The 17,037-nt window shown below is 69.7% G+C and carries 16 protein-coding genes; 13 read left to right on the top strand and 3 right to left on the bottom strand.

Annotated elements, in window-relative coordinates:
• Positions 1-21: 21 nt before the first annotated feature.
• The 10 genes from ACWHMB_RS02865 (at position 22) to ACWHMB_RS02910 (ending at position 9,135) form a co-directional block, all read left to right on the top strand.
• Positions 22-930, top strand: a complete 909-nt coding sequence (locus ACWHMB_RS02865) for a hydroxymethylglutaryl-CoA lyase (RefSeq protein WP_293224468.1) — start codon at positions 22-24, stop codon at positions 928-930.
• Between the two features lie 5 nt (positions 931-935).
• Entirely contained in the window at positions 936-1,580 is a 645-nt protein-coding gene (locus ACWHMB_RS02870) for a LysE family transporter (RefSeq protein ID WP_293224470.1), read from the top strand.
• Positions 1,581-1,585: 5 nt separating this feature from the next.
• The gene (locus ACWHMB_RS02875) at positions 1,586-2,083 is read left to right on the top strand and encodes a YbaK/EbsC family protein (protein WP_293224472.1); all 498 of its coding nucleotides are present in this window, start codon (positions 1,586-1,588) and stop codon (positions 2,081-2,083) included.
• A 41-nt stretch (positions 2,084-2,124) separates the two neighbouring features.
• Entirely contained in the window at positions 2,125-2,358 is a 234-nt protein-coding gene (locus ACWHMB_RS02880) for a DUF1289 domain-containing protein (RefSeq protein ID WP_293224474.1), read from the top strand.
• 246 nt (positions 2,359-2,604) lie between these two features.
• Positions 2,605-3,246, top strand: coding sequence for a 2-hydroxychromene-2-carboxylate isomerase (locus ACWHMB_RS02885; protein WP_293224476.1), 642 nt, complete (start codon positions 2,605-2,607; stop codon positions 3,244-3,246).
• Positions 3,247-3,253: 7 nt separating this feature from the next.
• A complete protein-coding gene (locus ACWHMB_RS02890; RefSeq protein ID WP_293224478.1) occupies positions 3,254-4,150 on the top strand; it encodes an MBL fold metallo-hydrolase in 897 nt (298 codons plus the stop codon).
• A 76-nt stretch (positions 4,151-4,226) separates the two neighbouring features.
• The gene (locus ACWHMB_RS02895) at positions 4,227-5,132 is read left to right on the top strand and encodes an FAS1-like dehydratase domain-containing protein (protein WP_377481686.1); all 906 of its coding nucleotides are present in this window, start codon (positions 4,227-4,229) and stop codon (positions 5,130-5,132) included.
• A gap of 57 nt (positions 5,133-5,189) precedes the next feature.
• Positions 5,190-6,347: an acyl-CoA dehydrogenase family protein gene (locus ACWHMB_RS02900; protein ID WP_377481684.1), complete on the top strand. Its 1,158-nt coding sequence runs from the start codon at positions 5,190-5,192 to the stop codon at positions 6,345-6,347.
• Between the two features lie 179 nt (positions 6,348-6,526).
• Positions 6,527-7,714: a CaiB/BaiF CoA transferase family protein gene (locus ACWHMB_RS02905; protein ID WP_377481681.1), complete on the top strand. Its 1,188-nt coding sequence runs from the start codon at positions 6,527-6,529 to the stop codon at positions 7,712-7,714.
• A gap of 62 nt (positions 7,715-7,776) precedes the next feature.
• Positions 7,777-9,135: an MmgE/PrpD family protein gene (locus ACWHMB_RS02910; protein WP_377481678.1), complete on the top strand. Its 1,359-nt coding sequence runs from the start codon at positions 7,777-7,779 to the stop codon at positions 9,133-9,135.
• Positions 9,136-9,151: 16 nt separating this feature from the next.
• Here ACWHMB_RS02910 and ACWHMB_RS02915 read toward each other — a convergent pair whose 3' ends face one another.
• A complete protein-coding gene (locus tag ACWHMB_RS02915) occupies positions 9,152-10,066 on the bottom strand; it encodes an aminotransferase class IV (protein ID WP_377481676.1) in 915 nt (304 codons plus the stop codon).
• Between the two features lie 148 nt (positions 10,067-10,214).
• On the opposite strand from ACWHMB_RS02915, the gene ACWHMB_RS02920 reads away from it, so the two are divergent.
• Positions 10,215-12,032 (top strand): DUF294 nucleotidyltransferase-like domain-containing protein, encoded by a 1,818-nt coding sequence (locus ACWHMB_RS02920; protein WP_377481673.1) that lies wholly within the window; start codon positions 10,215-10,217, stop codon positions 12,030-12,032.
• Positions 12,029-12,664, top strand: coding sequence for a 3'-5' exonuclease (locus ACWHMB_RS02925; protein ID WP_377481670.1), 636 nt, complete (start codon positions 12,029-12,031; stop codon positions 12,662-12,664). Before ACWHMB_RS02920 ends, ACWHMB_RS02925 begins: the two co-directional genes overlap by 4 nt.
• 47 nt (positions 12,665-12,711) lie before the next feature.
• Here the strand turns inward: ACWHMB_RS02925 and ACWHMB_RS02930 are convergent, their stop codons facing one another.
• Both ACWHMB_RS02930 and ACWHMB_RS02935 read right to left on the bottom strand, forming a co-directional pair.
• On the bottom strand, positions 12,712-14,439 hold the full coding sequence (locus ACWHMB_RS02930; RefSeq protein WP_377481668.1) for a cation acetate symporter: 1,728 nt from the start codon (positions 14,437-14,439) through the stop codon (positions 12,712-12,714).
• The gene (locus tag ACWHMB_RS02935; protein ID WP_377481665.1) at positions 14,436-14,744 is read right to left on the bottom strand and encodes a DUF485 domain-containing protein; all 309 of its coding nucleotides are present in this window, start codon (positions 14,742-14,744) and stop codon (positions 14,436-14,438) included. The genes ACWHMB_RS02930 and ACWHMB_RS02935 overlap by 4 nt, the downstream gene beginning before the upstream one ends.
• Positions 14,745-15,247: 503 nt before the next feature.
• Here ACWHMB_RS02935 and ACWHMB_RS02940 point away from each other — a divergent pair.
• Positions 15,248-16,981 (top strand): MFS transporter, encoded by a 1,734-nt coding sequence (locus ACWHMB_RS02940; protein WP_377481662.1) that lies wholly within the window; start codon positions 15,248-15,250, stop codon positions 16,979-16,981.
• Positions 16,982-17,037 lie beyond the last annotated feature (56 nt).

Consider the following 17,037-nt stretch of genomic DNA (forward strand, 5'->3'; position numbering starts at 1 on the left):
AGTCCCTCTGCCCCGAGCGCCATGTCCCTTCCCACTCAAGTCCGCATCATCGACGTCGGCCCGCGCGACGGGCTGCAAAACGAGAAACAGCCCGTGCCGGCTGCCGCCAAGATCGAGCTGGTGGCGCGCCTGCAGGCCGCCGGCCTGCGCGAGATCGAGGTCACCAGCTACGTCAGTCCCAAGTGGGTGCCGCAGATGGCCGACAACCACGAGGTGATGAGCGGCATCCGGCGCGATGCGCGCGTGCGCTACTCGGTGCTGACGCCCAACATGAAGGGGCTGGAGGCGGCGCTGCGCGATCGGCCCGATGAAATCTGCGTCTTCGGCGCCGCCAGCGAAGCCTTCAGCCAGAAGAACATCAACTGCTCCATTGCCGAGAGCATCGAGCGCTTTGCCCCGGTGGTGCAGGCCGCGCACGCCCAGGGCGTGGCCGTGCGCGGCTCGATGAGCTGCTCGGTGGGCTGCCCCTACGAGGGCGACATCGCGCCCGAGCGCGTGGCCTACCTGGCCGGCCTGATGAAGGGCATCGGCGTCGATCGCGTGGACGTGGCCGACACCATCGGCGTCGGCACGCCGCGCAAGATCCAGGGCGCGATCGAGGCGGCGCTCACGCACTACGACATAGCCCACGTGAGCGGCCACTTTCACGACACCTACGGCCAGGCGCTGGCCAACACGCTGGCGGCGCTCGAACTGGGGGTGTGGAACTTCCAGTCCTCCGTGGCCGGCCTGGGCGGCTGCCCCTACGCCAAGGGCGCCACCGGCAATGTCGCCAGCGAAGACTTGGTCTACCTGCTGCACGGCATGGGCATCGACACCGGCATCGACCTCGACCAACTGGTCGACGCTGGCGCCTTCATCAGCGCCCAGTTGGGACGCAAGCCCAACTCGCGCGTGGCGACGGCCATCCTGAACAAGCGGGCAGGGTGAGCGGCATGGACCTGCATGTCTGGCTGGCCTACCTCGTGGCCGCCTGGGTGATCGCCCTGTCGCCCGGCTCGGGCGCGGTGCTGAGCATGAGCCACGGCCTGACCTACGGCGTGCGCCAGACCACGGCCACCATTGTCGGGCTGCAGATCGGCCTCGCCATCATCCTGCTGGTGGCGGGTGCCGGCGTGGGCGCGCTGCTGCTCACCTCGGCGGCGGCCTTCATGGTGGTCAAGGCGCTGGGCGCGGGCTATCTGCTGTGGCTGGGCTGGCGTCAGTGGCGCGCGCCGGTGACGGGGCCGGCGGGTCAGGCCGACGCCGCGCGCGCGGCGCCACTGAGCGTGCGCCAGCGCCTGGTGCAGGGCATGCTCACCAACGCCACCAACCCCAAGGGCATCGTGTTCATGGTCGCGGTGCTGCCGCAGTTCATCGACCCGCACCGGCCGCTGGCCCTGCAGTTGCTGATCCTGCTGGCCACCACGGTGGCGACCGACCTGGTGGTGATGCACGGCTACGCCGCGCTGGCCGCCGGCCTGAGCGCGGGGCTGCGCTCGGTGCGGGCGCGGCGTGCGCAAAACCGCGTGTTCGGCGGCGTGCTGATGGCCATGGGCGCCGGCCTGCTGATGGCGGACCGCGCGGCCCGCGCCGGATGAGGGCGATGCAAGACCCCAAGGCTCAACCCGAAGGCATGCAGCGCGTGGCCGCGGCCCTGCAGGCTGCCGGCCACCCGCACGCGCCGCAACTGCTGGACGATGCCGCGCGCACCGCGCAGCAGGCGGCCGACGCGCTGGGCGTGCAGGTGGGGCAGATCGCCAAGAGCATCATCTTTCGGCGCCGGAGCGACGATGTGGCGGTGCTGGTCATCACCTCGGGCGATCGGCGCGTGGACGAAAAAAAGGTCGATGCGCTGGTGGGCAAGACCGGCCGCGCCGATGCCGATTTCGTCAAGGCGCGCACCGGCTTTTCCATCGGCGGCGTCTCGCCCGTGGCGCACGCCACGCCGCCGGTGGTGCTGATCGACCGCGAGCTGTTTCGCTTCGATGAGATCTGGGCGGCGGCCGGCCACCCGCACGCGGTGTTCAGGCTGCGCCCGCAGGACCTCGCCAAGCTGACCGGCAATGCCCCGGTGGCGGATGTGGTGCAGGCGGACGCCTGATGTCGAACACTATAAAAAATATAGCTTTTGGCGCTTGTGACATGGGCGCTGCAGCCCAATTCGACCCCGATTTCGATACCGGCCCCGTGCCCTCGCCCTGCATCCAGGTCTGCCGCATCAGCGCCGTGACGGGCTGGTGCGAAGGCTGCCAGCGCCGGCTGGAGGAAATCGGCGGCTGGGGCGGCATGAGCGAAGACGACAAGCGCGCCGTGTGGCGGCGCATCCAGGCTCGCCGCGCGCTAGTCCAGCGAAACGGAGAAATCGGCGGTGCGTGAATGCCTGACAGGGCTGCAATCGAGGCGTCGGGCGCAGCCGGGTTGGACACCCGGCGAGCACGGCAACGAAGAGTGCGGCCCTGCCAGGCGTTCACCCGAAGGGCTGGTGCCGCAACGGGCGCATGCCGGCGTTGCGCACCTTGCCAAGGCACCAGCCTTGGCTGCGGCGCGCGCCTTGGCCTGCACCCATTGCGACACCAGCGCACCGTCGATTTCTCCGTTTCGCTGGACTAAAGAAGGCCACGCATGAAGCACGTTGATTGCTACCTCGACTTCATCTCGCCCTACGCCTACCTGGCGTTCGAGCAGCTGCCGCAGGCGCTGCAAGGTCTGAGCTACGAGATGACGTACCGCCCGGTGCTGTTCGCCGGCCTGCTCAAGCACCACGGCCAACTGGGCCCGGCCGAGATCGCCACCAAGCGCGACTGGACCTATCGGCAGGTGAGCTGGCTGGCGGCCCGCAACGGCATCGAGCTGGCCGTGCCCGCCGCCCACCCCTTCAACCCCCTGGCCCTGCTGCGCCTGGCCTGGGCCTGCGCGCGCCACGGTGCGCCCAACCGCTACGTGGTGGAGACGATTTTTCGTCACGTGTGGCGCGGCGGCCAGGCGGCCGACGCCCCGGCGCGGCTGGCGGACTTGACGGCCACCCTGGCGCCCGCGCTCGACCCCGCCGGCGACGAGGTGAAGCAGGCGCTGCGCGCGGCCACCGAGCAGGCGCTGGCGGCCGGCGTGTTCGGCGTGCCCAGCTTCGTGCTGGACGGGCGCGTGTTCTGGGGCTTCGACGCCCTGCCCATGCTGCGCGCCCAGTTGGCGGGCGGCGCGGAGGGCGCGGCGCTCGACGCCGCCTGGACGGCGCCCGACGGCGTGGCCGTGGGCATCAAGCGCTAGGGCGGCCATGCAGGCCCTGCACTTCGGCGCCGCGCGCGTGTACCTGGGCGAGAAGTCCGGCAAGTACCCCGACGGCAACCAGGTCATCGTGCAGGGGGCCGACGTGCGCGTGGCCTTCGACACGCCGCAGGTCGCGCGCCACATCGGCGCCGACCTGGACGGGGTGGACGCGGTCATCCTCGGCCACGTGCACGAAGACCACATGGTGGCGCTGGGCCGCCTGCCGCTGGCGCGCGTGCAGGTGCACGAGGCCGACCTGGCCGCCGCGCAGTCCTGGGCCGGCCTGGCGCGCCACTACGGCTACCCCGACGCCGTGCTGGCGACCATGCGCGCGGCCATCGAGCGCGACTTCGACTACGCACCCCGGCCCGGCGCCAGCGCCTACGCCGACGGCGCGCTGTGGGACTTGGGTGGCGGCGTGCGCATCCGCGCGCACCACCTGCCGGGCCACACGGCCGGCCACTGCGCGCTGGTGGTCGAGAGCGAGGGCCTGGCCTTCATCGGCGACATCGATCTGACGGGCTTCGGCCCCTACTACGGCGACGCGACATCCGATCTGACGCAGTTTCGCCGCAGCCTGCGGCGCGTGCGCGACATCGACGCCCGCGTCTGGGTCACCTCGCACCATCGCGGCGTGCTGACCGAGCGGGCCGACTTTCTGCACCATCTGGCGCGCTTTGCCGCCAAGATCGACGAGCGCAGCGAGCGCCTGCTGGGCTACCTGCGCGAGCGTCCGCACACGCTGGACGAGTTGGTCCGGCGCCGCCTGCTGTACCCGCCGGGCTTCGAGCTGCCCTATGTCGAAAGCGCCGAGCGCCGCAGCATCGCCCAGCACCTGACCGAGCTGCAGGCGCAGGCCGTGGTGCGGCTGGATGGCGATGGGCGCTATCGCATGGCGCCTTGAATCCGGCGTGGCTGCTGCGGCTTTCCCGGCCCCACCGCGGAGTATTCTGTTGAGACGCATCGGAAGGGTCGAAGCGATGATTCAGCATCCCATGGAACAGCAGGCCATGCCCGCCGCGCTCGACGCAGCCGCGCTGCAGCGCCTGCGCGCCTGGACCGGGCGCAGCGAAGAAGTACATGACGACATCACCGCCGCGCCGCTGCGCGGCTGGTCGGCCACGCTCGACCGCACCGATGCGCCGCCGCGGCCGGGCGACGCGGTGCCGCCGCTGGGCCACTGGCTGTACTTTTTGCCGCAGGCGCCGCAGGGCGAACTGGGGGCGGATGGCCACCCCCGGCGCGGCGGCTTCTTGCCGCCGGTGCCGCTGCCGCGGCGCATGTGGGCGGGCGGGCGCCTGGCGTGGCAGGCGGACACGCCCTTGCGCGTGGGCGATGCGGCGCGGCGCGTCTCGCGCATCGAGTCGGTCTCGCACAAGAGCGGGCGCAGCGGCGAGATGGTGTTCGTGCTGGTGAAGCACGATGTGCACAACGCGCGCGGCCTGGCGCTCACCGAGGAGCACGACATCGTCTACCGCGGCGCGCCGCTGCCGGGCGCCACGCCGCCCGCGCCGCAGGCGGCCGAGCAGCAGGCACCCTGGCGGCGCGAGATCGTGCCCGACCCGGTGCTGCTGTTTCGCTACAGCGCGCTCACCTTCAACGGCCACCGCATCCACTACGACCGCCGCTACGTGACCGAGGTGGAGGGCTACCCCGGCCTGGTGGTGCACGGCCCGCTGATCGCCACGCTGTTGGTGGACTTGGCGCGGCGCCACGCGCCCGGGCGCTTCGTGCGCCGCTTCGAGTTTCGCGCCGTGCGGCCGACGTTTGATTTGCATCCCTTCTTCGTCAACGGCCAGCCGTTGGCGGACGGGCGCGGCGTGCGGCTGTGGGCGCACGACCACGAGGGCTGGCTGACCGTGCAGGGCGCGCTCGAATTTGAATGAAAAAGGCTTGTAACGCTTGCTGGACAAGAGCCAGCTGCTATTGATTGAATAGTTGACATGACCCCATCCGATTCTTGTCAAGAGATCCGCGAAGCGGTGCGCAGCCTGTGCGCGCAGTTCCCGGACGAGTACCACCGCAAGGTGGATCTGGCGCGCGGCTACCCGGAGGAATTCGTGCAGGCGCTGACGGCGGCCGGCTGGATGGCGGCGCTGATCCCGCAGCAATACGGCGGCTCGGGCCTGTCCATGGCCGAGGCCTCGGTCATCATGGAGGAGATCAACCGCAGCGGCGGCAACTCGGGCGCCTGCCACGGCCAGATGTACGTGATGAACGCCATCGTGCGCAGCGGCTCCGAGGCGCAGAAGCAGCGCTACCTGCCGCAAATCGCCAGCGGCGCGCTGCGCATCCAGTCCATGGGCGTGACCGAACCCAGCACCGGCAGCGACACCACGCGCCTGAAGACCACGGCGGAGAAGAAGGACGGGCGCTGGGTCATCAATGGCCAGAAGGTGTGGATCAGCCGCATCCAGCACAGCGACATGATGATCCTGCTGGCGCGCACCACGCCGCTGGCCGAGGTCAAAAGGCGCTCCGAAGGGCTGAGCTGCTTTCTGATCGACCTCAAGAGCGCCATCGGCCAGGGCCTGACGGTGCGGCCGATCCTGAACATGGTCAACCACGAGACCAACGAGCTGTTTTTCGACAAGCTGGAGATCCCCGAGGAGAGCCTGCTCGGCCCCGAGGGCGGCGGCTTCAAGACGCTGCTGGACGGCCTGAACGCCGAGCGCACGCTGATCGCGGCCGAGTGCATCGGCGACGGCTACTGGTTCATCGACCGCGCACGCAAGTATGCCAACGAGCGCGTGGTGTTCAACCGCCCGATCGGGCAGAACCAGGGCGTGCAGTTTCCGATCGCCGAGGCCTTCATCGAGCTGGAGGCCGCCAACCTGATGCGCTGGCAGGCCTGCGCCAAAATCGACGCGCACGAGAACGCCGGCGCCGCCGCCAACATGGCCAAGTACCTGGCCGCCAAGGCGAGCTGGGAGGCCGCCAACGTCTGCCTGCAGACGCACGGCGGCTTCGGCTTTGCCTGCGAATACGACGTGGAGCGCAAGTTCCGCGAGACGCGCCTGTACCAGGTGGCGCCGATTTCCACCAACATGATCTTCAGCTACGTGGCCGAGCATGTGCTGGGCTTGCCGCGGTCGTTCTGAAACTGCAGAACAGCCGGAACAGCCGAACAGCCGGAACAGCCGAACGCAGAGGACGCAAAGGACTCGCAGAGGACGCAAAAAACAGCCAAAAAATTGGTATTCCTTCTGCGCCCTCTGCGAATTCTCTGCGTCCTCTGCGTTCGGTACCCGGTATTCGGTAGTCAAAAGCCATTCAAGACATGACCAAACCCAGACCCCTCGACGGCATCACCGTCGTCTCGCTGGAGCACGCCATTGCCGCGCCCTTCGCCAGCCGCCAGCTGGCCGATCTGGGCGCGCGCGTCATCAAGGTCGAGCGCCCCGGCGTGGGCGACTTCGCGCGCGCCTACGACACGCGCGTGGCGGGCCAGGCCTCGCACTTCATCTGGACCAACCGCGGCAAGGAAAGCCTCACGCTCGACCTCAAGCAGCCCGCGGCGCTGGCCGTGCTGCGCGAGCTGCTGGCCGGCGCCGACGTGCTGCTGCAGAACCTGGCGCCCGGCGCCGCCGCGCGCATGGGGCTGTCCTTCGACGCCCTGCACGCCACGCATCCGCGCCTGATCGTGTGCGACATCTCGGGCTACGGCGACGACGGGCCGTACCGCGACAAGAAGGCCTACGACCTGCTGATCCAGAGCGAGGCGGGCTTCCTGTCCATCACCGGCACGCCCGAGGCGCCCAGCAAGGCCGGCTGCTCCATCGCCGACATCGCCGCCGGCATGTACGCCTACACCAGCATCCTGTCGGCGCTGCTGCTGCGCGGCCGCACGGGTGAGGGCAGCGCGATCGACGTGTCCATGCTCGAAGCGCTGGGCGAGTGGATGGGCTACCCGATGTACTACGCCTACGAGGGCGCGCCGCCACCGCCGCGCACCGGCGCCAGCCACGCCAGCATCTACCCCTACGGCCCGTTCCCGGTGGGCGACGGCGGCACCGTGATGCTGGGCCTGCAGAACGAGCGCGAGTGGGTCGCGTTCTGCGCGCAGGTGCTGGATGACGCGGCGCTGGCCAGCGACCCGCGCTTCGACGCCAACGCCCGCCGCAACGCGCATCGCGACGAGCTGAAGGCCCTCATCGTGCAGGCCTTCGCCGCCCGGACGACGGCCCAGGTCGAGGCGCGGCTGGACGCCGCCGGCATCGCCAACGCGCGCATGAACGACATGGCCGGCCTGTGGGCGCACCCACAGCTGCAGGCACGCGGGCGCTGGCGCCGCGTCGGCTCGCCGGCGGGCGAGATCCCCGCGCTGCTGCCGCCCGGGCGCAGCAGCGCCTTCGAGCCGCGCATGGCCGCCGTGCCGGGCGTGGGCCAGCACACCGAGGCCATCCTGCGCGAACTGGGCCGTTCCGCGGCCGATATCGCCGCGCTGCGAGCGGCCAAGGCCATATGAAATTCATAGCTGCTTGCGCTTGATGGACGCCGGCTGCAAGCTGATTTTATTGAAGGATCGACATGAGCACGCAGGCTGAACGATTGGCGCGATTCGCCGCCGAGTTGCGCTTCGACGCCATCCCCGCGCCGGTGGTCCGCTTCACCGAGAACCTGCTGGTCGACTGGTTCGGCTCCACCGTGGGCGGGCAGGGTGCGCGGCCGGTGCAGAGCATCGCGCGCTTCGTGCAGACCATGGGCCCGGCGGACGGCGCCAGCGAAATCGTCGCCCGCGGGCGCGGCAGCTCGCCCTGGGGGGCGGCCATGGCCAACGCCGCGGCCTCGCACGTGGCCGAGCAGGACGACGTGCACAACGGCGCGGTGTTCCACCCGGCGACGGTGGTGTTTCCACCCGCGCTGGCGGTGGCGCAGGCCGTCGGCGCCAGCGGCCGGCAACTGATCGCCGCCTGCGTGGCGGGCTACGAGGTGGGCATCCGCGTGGGCGAATTCCTCGGCCGCTCGCACTACAAGGTGTTCCACACCACCGGCACGGCCGGCACGCTGGCGGCGGCGGCGGCCACCGGCAGCCTGCTGGGGCTGGACGGCGCGCGCATGCGGCACGCCTTCGGCTCGGCCGGCACGCAGTCGGCCGGCCTGTGGGAGTTTCTGCGCACCGCCGCCGACAGCAAGCAGCTGCACACCGCGCACGCCGCCGGTGCCGGGCTGATGGCCGCCTATTTGGCGCAGGACGGCTTTACCGGCGCGGCCGACATCTTCACCGGCGCGCAGGGCATGGCCGCCGGCATGAGCCACGACGCCGATCCGGCGCGCCTGACCGACGGCCTGGGCGAGCGCTGGGCCACGGCCGAGACCTCTTTCAAGTGGCATGCCAGCTGCCGCCACACGCACCCGGCGGCCGATGCCCTGCTGGCCGTGGTGCGCCAGCACGGCCTGCAGCCGGGCGACATCGCGCAGGTGGTGGCGCACGTGCACCAGGGCGCGCTCGACGTGCTCGGTCCGGTCGTCGATCCGCGCACGGTGCACCAGAGCAAGTTCAGCATGGGCACGGTGCTGGCGCTGGTGGCGCAGTTCGGCCACGCCGGGCTGACGGAGTTCGAGCGCGAGTACCGCAGCGCGCCGACGCAGGCGCTGCGCGAGCGGGTGTCGATGGTGCTCGACCCCGAGGTGGATGCCGCCTACCCGCGGCGCTGGATCGGCAAGGTGACCGTGACCACCACCGATGGCCGCAGCCTGCACGGCCGCGTGGACGAACCCAAGGGCGACCCCGGCAACACGCTGACGCGCGACGAGATCGCCGCCAAGGCCCTGCGCCTGGCCGCCTACAGCGGCACCGTGGCGCCGGCCGACCTGCAGCGCGCGCTCGACCGCCTCTGGCAGGTGGCCGACTGGCCGCGCACGCCCTGGCTGCTGGAGCGCGCGTGAGGGTCGGCGCCCGCGCTCAGTAGGCGATCGGCGTGCTGTAGCGCGGGTCGCGGTGCCAGGCCCAGTAGGTTTCGATCAGCCGCTGCGTCACGGCGCCCACCCGCCCGTCGCCGATGGTGGCACCGTCCACCCGCGTGACGGGCAGCACGCCGCCGCCCGAGCTGGACAGGAAGGCCTCGCGCGCGCCGCGCAGCTCGGCGGCCGGCAGCGCGCGCTGCTGCAGCGGCAGGCCCAGCGCCTGCGCCATCTCGATCACGGTGCGGCGCGTCACGCCTTCCAGCACGCCGCTGGCGGGCGTCACGATCACGCCGTCGGCGCCAACGCAAAACACGTTGAAGCCCGGCCCTTCCACCACGTGGCCCGCGCCGTCGCTCAGCACCACGGTGTCGAAGCCCGCGTCCAGCGCGCCCAGCAGGCCCATGGTGAGGTCGTTCCAGTGGTAGTTCTTGGCGCGCGCGTCCACGCTGGCCGAGGGGATGCGCTGCACGTCGCTCACGTGCAGGTGCAGGCCCTGGGCGCGCTGCGCCTCGTTGGCGATCCAGACGTAGGGCACGGCAAAGGCATAGAACTGGTTGACGGCCTGGCGCGGGTCGCGCGAGCCCCAGGGCGGCTGTCCGCGGGTGACGATCATCTCCACATAGGCGCGGCGCAGGCCCGAGCGGCGCACGCATTCGGCCAGCACCTGCGCCACCTGCGGCATGGCCATGCCCGGGTCGAGCCGAAAGCGCGCGCAGCTGGCGGCAAAGCGCTCCAGGTGCGCGTCGAGCCGAAAGAAGGCGCCGTCCCAGGCCGTCACCACGTCGTAGGTGGCGTCCGAGCGCAGAAAGCCCCAGTCGGTCAGCGGCAGCGTGGCCTGGCCGATGGGCAGGTATTGGCCGCGCACGAAGGCGGCGCCCTGGCTGTAGTCGGTGGTCGGGTCGGCGGTATTCATGGCATGGGCTTGCGAAGTTGCGGGCACCCGTCGCGCGTCAGACCCGCGTCAGTGCGCCGCCTCATGATGGATCGAGGGGCCCCGGGCGATGGAGGTGACAATGCCCGGGGCCAGCCAGCATAGCCCAAGACCGGCCGCGCGCACCGCCATGCCCAATGCCTTCAACTTCGCCGCCTCGCCCTTCGACCGCCTGACGCCGTCGCAGCAGCGCCTGGTGCGCGACAGCGTGGACATCGCCTATTTCCGCGCCGGCGAGGTGATCCTGGACGTGGGCTCGGTGCCGACGCAGCTGTTCGTGCTCATCAAGGGGCGCGTCAGCCAGTACGACGGTGACGAGCGCGTGGCGCGCTACGGGCCGGACGACAGTTTCGACGGCCGCGGCCTGGTGGCGGGCAAGTCCAGCAGCCGCTTCGTGGCCGACGAGGAGGTGCTGGCCTACGAGCTGGCGCACCAGGCCGTCAACGAGCTGATCGCCGCCAACGCCGACTTCGGCGCGCTGCTGTTTTCGGACCTGGGCGCCAAGCTGAGCGCGGCCGGCCAGCGGCGCAGCCGCAACGAGCTGCAGGCGCTGAACCTGGCGCGCGTGGACGAGGCCTTCGTGCGCGCGGCCCACATCGTCGAGCACGACACCGACGTGGTCTCGGTGGTGCGGCTGTTTCAGCGCGAGCACACCACCAACGTGCTGGTGCGCGATGCGCGCCAGAGCCCGCCCACGCTGGGCATGTTCACCACCAACGCGCTGCAGCGCGCCATCCTGTCGGGGCGTCCGCTCGATCAGATCGCGGTGGGCGAGCTGACCAACTGGGCGCTCATCGCCGTGCGGCCCTCGGCCCAGGTGGGTGACGCGCTGGCCACCATGGTGCGCCATCACATCCACCGCGTGGTGGTGCGCGAGGGCGAACAGGTGCTGGGCGTGCTGGAGGCGCTGGACGTGTTCAGCTTCCTGTCCAATCACTCGATGCTGATCGGCCTGCGCATCACCGCCGCCACCGGCATCGACGAGCTGGCCGGCGCGGCGCGCCAGATCACCGACATGATCGGCCGCCAGTATCGCGGCGGCACGCAGGTGATGCTGATCGCGCGCCTGGTGCAGGACCTGAACGCGCGCCTGTTCGAGCGCGCCTGGCAGCTCATCGCCCCGCGCGAGCTGGTCGAGTCCAGCTGCCTGCTGGTGATGGGCAGCGAGGGCCGTGGCGAACAGCTGCTGAAAACCGACCAGGACAACGCGCTGATCCTGCGCGACGGCTATGAGCCGCCGGCCGATCTGGCCACCATCTGCGAGCGCTTTTCCGGCGCGCTCGAGCGCTTCGGCTACCCGCCCTGCCCGGGCCGCATCATGCTCAGCAACCCGGCCTGGCGCCTGCCGGCGGCCGACTTCGCGCGCACCGTGCGCGAGTGGCTGCTCATGCCCAGCCCCGACAGCCTGATGAACCTGGCGATCTTTCTGGACGCCCACGCCGTGGCCGGCGATGCCGCGCTGCTGGCCGGCGTGCGCGACGCGCTGTGGTCGCTGGCCACCGACAACGACATGATGCTGGCGCGCTTTGCCGCCGCCATCGACCTGTTTGCCGGCAGCGGGCGCTGGTGGCACCGCCTGCTGGGCGAGGGCGCCGACCGGCTGGACTTGAAGAAGGAGGGCATCTTCCCCATCGTGCACGGCGTGCGCAGCCTGGCGCTGGCGCACCGCGTGGCCGAGACCGCCACCACCGAGCGCCTGGCCCGACTGGTCGAAGCGCGGGGGCTCGACGCCGGCCTGGCGCGCGATCTGAGCGATGCGCTGCAGCTGCTGATGGCGCTCAAGCTCAAGGCCGGGCTGGACGAGCTCGAACGGGGCGATGCGGTGACGGGCGCGGTCGATCCGGCGGCGCTGTCCACGCTGGAGCGCGACCTGCTGAAGGACGCCCTGGGCGTGGTCAAGCGCTTCAAGGCCGTGCTGCGCCAGCGCTTTCGGCTGAACGCGCTGTGAGCTGGATCGACGCGCTCAGGACCCGCCGTGCGCGCCAGCGCCTGCAGGGCGGCGAATGGGCCTTTCTGCTCGACGCCCCGCCGCGCGACGAATGGGTGGCGCTGGACTGCGAGACCACCGGCCTGAACACGCGCAGCGACGAGATCATCGCCATCGGCGCGGTGCGCATCCAGGGCCGGCGCATCCTCACCAGCCAGCGGCTGGAGCTGCTGATCCGCCCCGAGAAGGGCGTCTCGCCCGACAGCATCCGCGTGCACCGCCTGCGCGCGCAGGACGTGGCCGGCGGCCTGCCCGCGCCCGAGGCGGCGCGCCGCCTGCTGCACTTCATCGGCGCGCGCCCGCTGGTGGGCTACTACCTGGAGTTCGACGTGGCGATGCTCAATCGCCTGGTGCGCCCGCTGCTGGGCACCGGCCTGCCGCAGCCGCAGATCGAGGTTTCGCGCCTGTATTACGACTACAAGTTCCGCCAGCTGCCGCCCTACCAGCAGCACGACCAGGCCGACATCGACCTGCGCTTCGCCACCATCATGGCCGAGCTGGGCCTGCCGACGCGCGAGGCGCACGACGCGCTGAACGACGCGGTGATGGCGGCGCTGGCCTTCATCCGCCTGCGCGAGTTGCGTGGCGAGTGACAAAAAAGAGGGCCCGCAGGCCCTCTCTTTCTGGTCGACGCGATGGCTCAGTGCGCCGAGGCCTTGGACGCGCCCAGACCCGTTTCGGAGCGCACCTGCTGCGCCGGGAACGCCGCGCGCTCCTTGGTGGCCTGCGCGCTGCGGTCCAACACCGAGAACAGCCACACGCCGACGAAGCCGATGGTCATCGAGAACAGGGCCGGCGAGGTGTAGGGGAACCAGGCGCTGCCCTTGGGGTTGCCCAGCGTGGCTTCCCACACCGCGGGCGAGACCACGGTGAGCGCCACCGAGGAAATCAGGCCCAGAAAGCCGCCGATCACCGCGCCCTTGGTGGTGCAGTCCTTCCACAGCACCGACAACATCAGCGGCGGCAGGTTGGCCGAGGCGGCCACGGCAAAGGCCAGCGACACCATGAAGGCGATGTTCTGCTTTTCGAACACGATGCCCAGCAGCACGGCGATCACGCCCAGCGTGAGCGTGGTCAGGCGCGACACGCGCAGCTCGGCGGCGCTGTCGGCCTTGCCGTTCTTGAACACGGTGGCGTACAGGTCGTGCGACACGGCCGAGGCGCCCGACAGCGTCAGGCCGGCGACCACGGCCAGGATGGTGGCGAAGGCCACGGCCGAGATGAAGCCGTAGAACACGTCGCCGCCCACGCTCTTGGCCACCAGCACCGCCGCCATGTTGGCCGTGCCGGCGCCGCCCTTGATCACGCCCTTGGTGGTGTCGGCCATCTCGGGGTTGGACAGCACCAGGGTGATGGCGCCGAAGCCGATGATGAAGATGATGACGTAGAAATAGCCGATCCAGGTGGTGGCCCAGAACACGCTCTTGCGCGCCTCCTTGGCGTCGGGCACGGTGAAGAAGCGCATCAGGATGTGCGGCAGCCCCAGCGTGCCGAACATCAGCGCCATGCCGAAGCTGATGGCCGAGATCGGGTCCTTGATGAAGCCGCCCGGGCCCATGATGGACAGGCCCAGCTTGGCCGCCACGTCGCTGGCCGCGCCGCCGCTTTCGGCGATCCGCGTCTTCACGCGCACGCCGTCGGCAAACAGCGCCTCGGGGCTGAAGCCGTACTTGGCCAGCACCATGAAGCCCATGAAGCTCACGCCCGCCAGCAGCAGACAGGCCTTGATGATCTGCACCCAGGTGGTGGCCGTCATGCCGCCGAACAGCACGTAGATCATCATCAGCACGCCCACCAGCACCACCGCGATCCAGTAGTCCAGCCCGAACAGCAGCTTGATGAGCTGGCCGGCGCCGACCATCTGCGCGATCAGGTAGAAGGCGACCACCACCAGCGTGCCGCAGGCCGCGAAGACGCGAAACGGCGTCTGCGCGAAGCGGTAGCCGGCGACGTCGGCAAAGGTGAACTTGCCCAGGTTGCGCAGGCGCTCGGCCAGCAGGAAGGTCAGGATGGGCCAGCCCACCAGAAAGCCGATGGAATAGATCAGGCCGTCGTAGCCGGTGGCCATGACCGAGGCCGAGATGCCCAGGAAGGACGCCGCCGACATGTAGTCGCCCGCGATGGCCAGGCCGTTCTGAAAGCCCGTGATGCCGCCGCCGGCGGTGTAGAAGTCGGCCGCCGACTTGGTGCGGCCCGCGGCCCACTTGGTGATCCACAGCGTCAGCGCCACGAAGGCGGTGAACATGATGATGGCGATCCAGTTGGTGGCTTGCTTGGCGGTCTCGCCCAGGTCGCCGCCGGCGGCCCAGGCGGCGCCGGTGCAGGCCAGCAGGGCGGCGGGCGCCAGGAAGGTGCGTGCGCGCGTCATTTCGTGGCGTCCTTCAGGATGTCGCGGGTGAGGGCGTCGAACTCGCGGTTGGCGCGACGCACGTAAATGCCGGTGATGACGATGGTGAACACGATCACCGCCAGGCCCAGCGGAATGCCCAGCGTGGTGACGCCGGCGCCGATGGGGGTGGCCAGCAGTTCCTTGTCGAAGGCGATCAGGCCGATGTAGCCGTAATACACGATCAGCATCAGGATCGTGAGCCACCAGCCAAAGCGCGAGCGCGTGGCCTTGAGTTGCTGGTACTTGGGGTTGCGTTGAATCCGCTCGACCATGGGGTCTTGCATGCTTGTGTCTCCTGTGGGCCTCGGGCCCTCGGTGGGGTCGGGTGGCCGTGCGGCCGGGGCGGATTGTGGAGACCGAGGCTGACGCAAACCTAACAAGCAAAGCGGCCTCGTGAGCGATTGCAACAGGCCCGGGCATCGCGTCTTCGGGGGAGGTGTCTTCGCGTGAATCCAGGTGTCACGCCTGGGCCGCTGTCGCTCGACGACGCGGTGTCGATGCCCGCATCCGGCGCATCCCGTGTCGCCTCGGATGCAACGTTTTTGCTTCCTCGTGGCGCTCGACATTAGGTGTTTACCCTTTTTTGAAGCCCGTGGGACGCAGGCCGTCGTGAGCGCTAAGTGCTTGTCACAACGAAAAAATAGCCCCTTGGGCGACGCTCTGATCCGAACCAGAATGGACTTGCGCAGCCGGCCTCAATCGTGAAATCATGTAATAGGCAAGTATTGCTGTATCAATCCATCATGACGCACATCGGTGCCCGGCACCGACCGAGGAGACATCCAACATGGCAGCACAGGCACCCGATTCGGTCTTGACGGCCGATGGTCGCATCGCCGGCCCCGCGGCTGCGCGCCGATCGGCGCAGGTGGCGCAGCCGGGCCACCACACGGACCGCAAGGTCATCTTCGCCTCGTCGCTGGGCACGATGTTCGAGTGGTACGACTTCTACCTGTACGGCTCGCTGGCGGGGATCATCGCCAAGCAGTTCTTCACCGGGCTCGACCCCACCTCGGCCTTCATCTTCGCGCTGCTGAGCTTTGCCGCCGGCTTCATCGTGCGGCCGTTCGGCGCGCTGGTGTTCGGCCGCCTGGGCGACATGATCGGGCGCAAGTACACCTTCCTGGTGACCATCGTCATCATGGGGCTGACGACTTTTCTCGTCGGCATTCTGCCCACCTACGCCACGCTGGGCGTGTTCGCGCCCATCGTGCTGATCGCCCTGCGCATGCTGCAGGGGCTGGCGCTGGGCGGCGAGTACGGTGGCGCGGCCACCTACGTGGCCGAGCACGCGCCGCCGGGCAAGCGCGGCTTCTACACCTCCTGGATCCAGACCACGGCCACGGTGGGCCTGCTGCTGTCGCTGCTGGTGATCCTGGGCGTGCGCAACCTGATGAGCGACGAAGCGTTCGTCGAGTGGGGCTGGCGCATTCCCTTCCTGGTGTCCATCGGCCTGCTGGCGGTGTCGGTGTGGATCCGGCTGTCGCTCAGCGAGTCGCCGGCCTTCCAGCGCATCAAGGCGCAGGGCAAGGTGTCCCGGGCGCCGCTGACCGAATCGTTCACCCACTGGAAGAACCTGCGCCTGGTGCTGCTGGCCCTGTTCGGCCTGGTGGCGGGCCAGGCCGTGGTCTGGTACACGGGGCAGTTCTATACCCTGTTTTTCCTGACCAACGTGCTGCGGGTGGACCTGACGACGGCCAACATCCTGCTGGCCATCGCGCTGCTCATCGGCACGCCGTTTTTCATCGTCTTCGGCGCGCTGTCCGACCGCGTGGGCCGCAAGCCCATCATCATGGCCGGCCTGCTGCTGGCGGTGCTGACCTATTTCCCGCTGTTCCACGCCCTGACGCAGGCGGCCAACCCCGACCTGGCCCAGGCCCAGTCCCAGGCCGAGGTGGTGGTCACGGCCGCGCGGCGCGACTGCTCGTTCGGCGGCAAGCCGGTGGCGCGCGAGATCGACTTCCGCACCTCGTGCGACATCGCCAAGCGCTATCTGGCGGAAAAATCGGTCAGCTACACCAACGCGTCGGCCCTGGGCGGGCGCGCCACGGTGCGAATCGGCGACACCGTCATTGCCGCGCCCTCGGGCCGGGTGGTCGGCCACAGCTTCGACGACGAGAGCAAGGCCGCCATCGCGGCCTTCAAGAAGGAGGTCGGCGCCGCGCTGAAGGCCGCCGGCTACCCCGACCAGGCCGACCCGGACAAGATGAACAAGCCGCTGATCGTGGGCATCCTGGTGGTGCTGATGATCTACGTCACGATGGTCTACGGGCCGATCGCCGCCGCGCTGGTGGAGCTGTTCCCGACCCGCATCCGCTACACGTCCATGAGCCTGCCCTACCACGCCGGCAACGGCTGGTTCGGCGGCATGCTGCCCACCATCTCCTTTGCCATGGTGGCCGCCAACGGCAACATGTACCACGGCCTGTGGTATCCGATCGTGATCGCGGCGGTCACGCTGGTGATCGGCCTGCTGTTCTTCCGCGAAACCAAGGACGTGAACATCTACGCAACGGATTGACCTGGGCCGCGGGGCCGTGGCCGTCGGCGGACGCTATTTAATTAATAGCTGTCTGC

Source organism: Ottowia pentelensis (genome assembly GCF_964341695.1).

Excerpts from the sequence above, each read along its gene's own strand:
- ACWHMB_RS02885 (WP_293224476.1), top strand. The coding sequence starts at position 2,605 with ATGAAGCACGTTGATTGCTACCTCGACTTCATCTCGCCCTACGCCTAC.
- ACWHMB_RS02880 (WP_293224474.1), top strand. The coding sequence starts at position 2,125 with ATGGGCGCTGCAGCCCAATTCGACCCCGATTTCGATACCGGCCCCGTG.
- ACWHMB_RS02915 (WP_377481676.1), bottom strand. The coding sequence starts at position 10,066 with ATGAATACCGCCGACCCGACCACCGACTACAGCCAGGGCGCCGCCTTC.
- ACWHMB_RS02865 (WP_293224468.1), top strand. The coding sequence starts at position 22 with ATGTCCCTTCCCACTCAAGTCCGCATCATCGACGTCGGCCCGCGCGAC.
- ACWHMB_RS02930 (WP_377481668.1), bottom strand. The coding sequence starts at position 14,439 with ATGACGCGCGCACGCACCTTCCTGGCGCCCGCCGCCCTGCTGGCCTGC.
- ACWHMB_RS02875 (WP_293224472.1), top strand. The coding sequence starts at position 1,586 with ATGCAAGACCCCAAGGCTCAACCCGAAGGCATGCAGCGCGTGGCCGCG.
- ACWHMB_RS02920 (WP_377481673.1), top strand. The coding sequence starts at position 10,215 with ATGCCCAATGCCTTCAACTTCGCCGCCTCGCCCTTCGACCGCCTGACG.
- ACWHMB_RS02895 (WP_377481686.1), top strand. The coding sequence starts at position 4,227 with ATGATTCAGCATCCCATGGAACAGCAGGCCATGCCCGCCGCGCTCGAC.
- ACWHMB_RS02935 (WP_377481665.1), bottom strand. The coding sequence starts at position 14,744 with ATGCAAGACCCCATGGTCGAGCGGATTCAACGCAACCCCAAGTACCAG.
- ACWHMB_RS02910 (WP_377481678.1), top strand. The coding sequence starts at position 7,777 with ATGAGCACGCAGGCTGAACGATTGGCGCGATTCGCCGCCGAGTTGCGC.
- ACWHMB_RS02905 (WP_377481681.1), top strand. The coding sequence starts at position 6,527 with ATGACCAAACCCAGACCCCTCGACGGCATCACCGTCGTCTCGCTGGAG.
- ACWHMB_RS02900 (WP_377481684.1), top strand. The coding sequence starts at position 5,190 with ATGACCCCATCCGATTCTTGTCAAGAGATCCGCGAAGCGGTGCGCAGC.
- ACWHMB_RS02870 (WP_293224470.1), top strand. The coding sequence starts at position 936 with ATGGACCTGCATGTCTGGCTGGCCTACCTCGTGGCCGCCTGGGTGATC.
- ACWHMB_RS02890 (WP_293224478.1), top strand. The coding sequence starts at position 3,254 with ATGCAGGCCCTGCACTTCGGCGCCGCGCGCGTGTACCTGGGCGAGAAG.
- ACWHMB_RS02940 (WP_377481662.1), top strand. The coding sequence starts at position 15,248 with ATGGCAGCACAGGCACCCGATTCGGTCTTGACGGCCGATGGTCGCATC.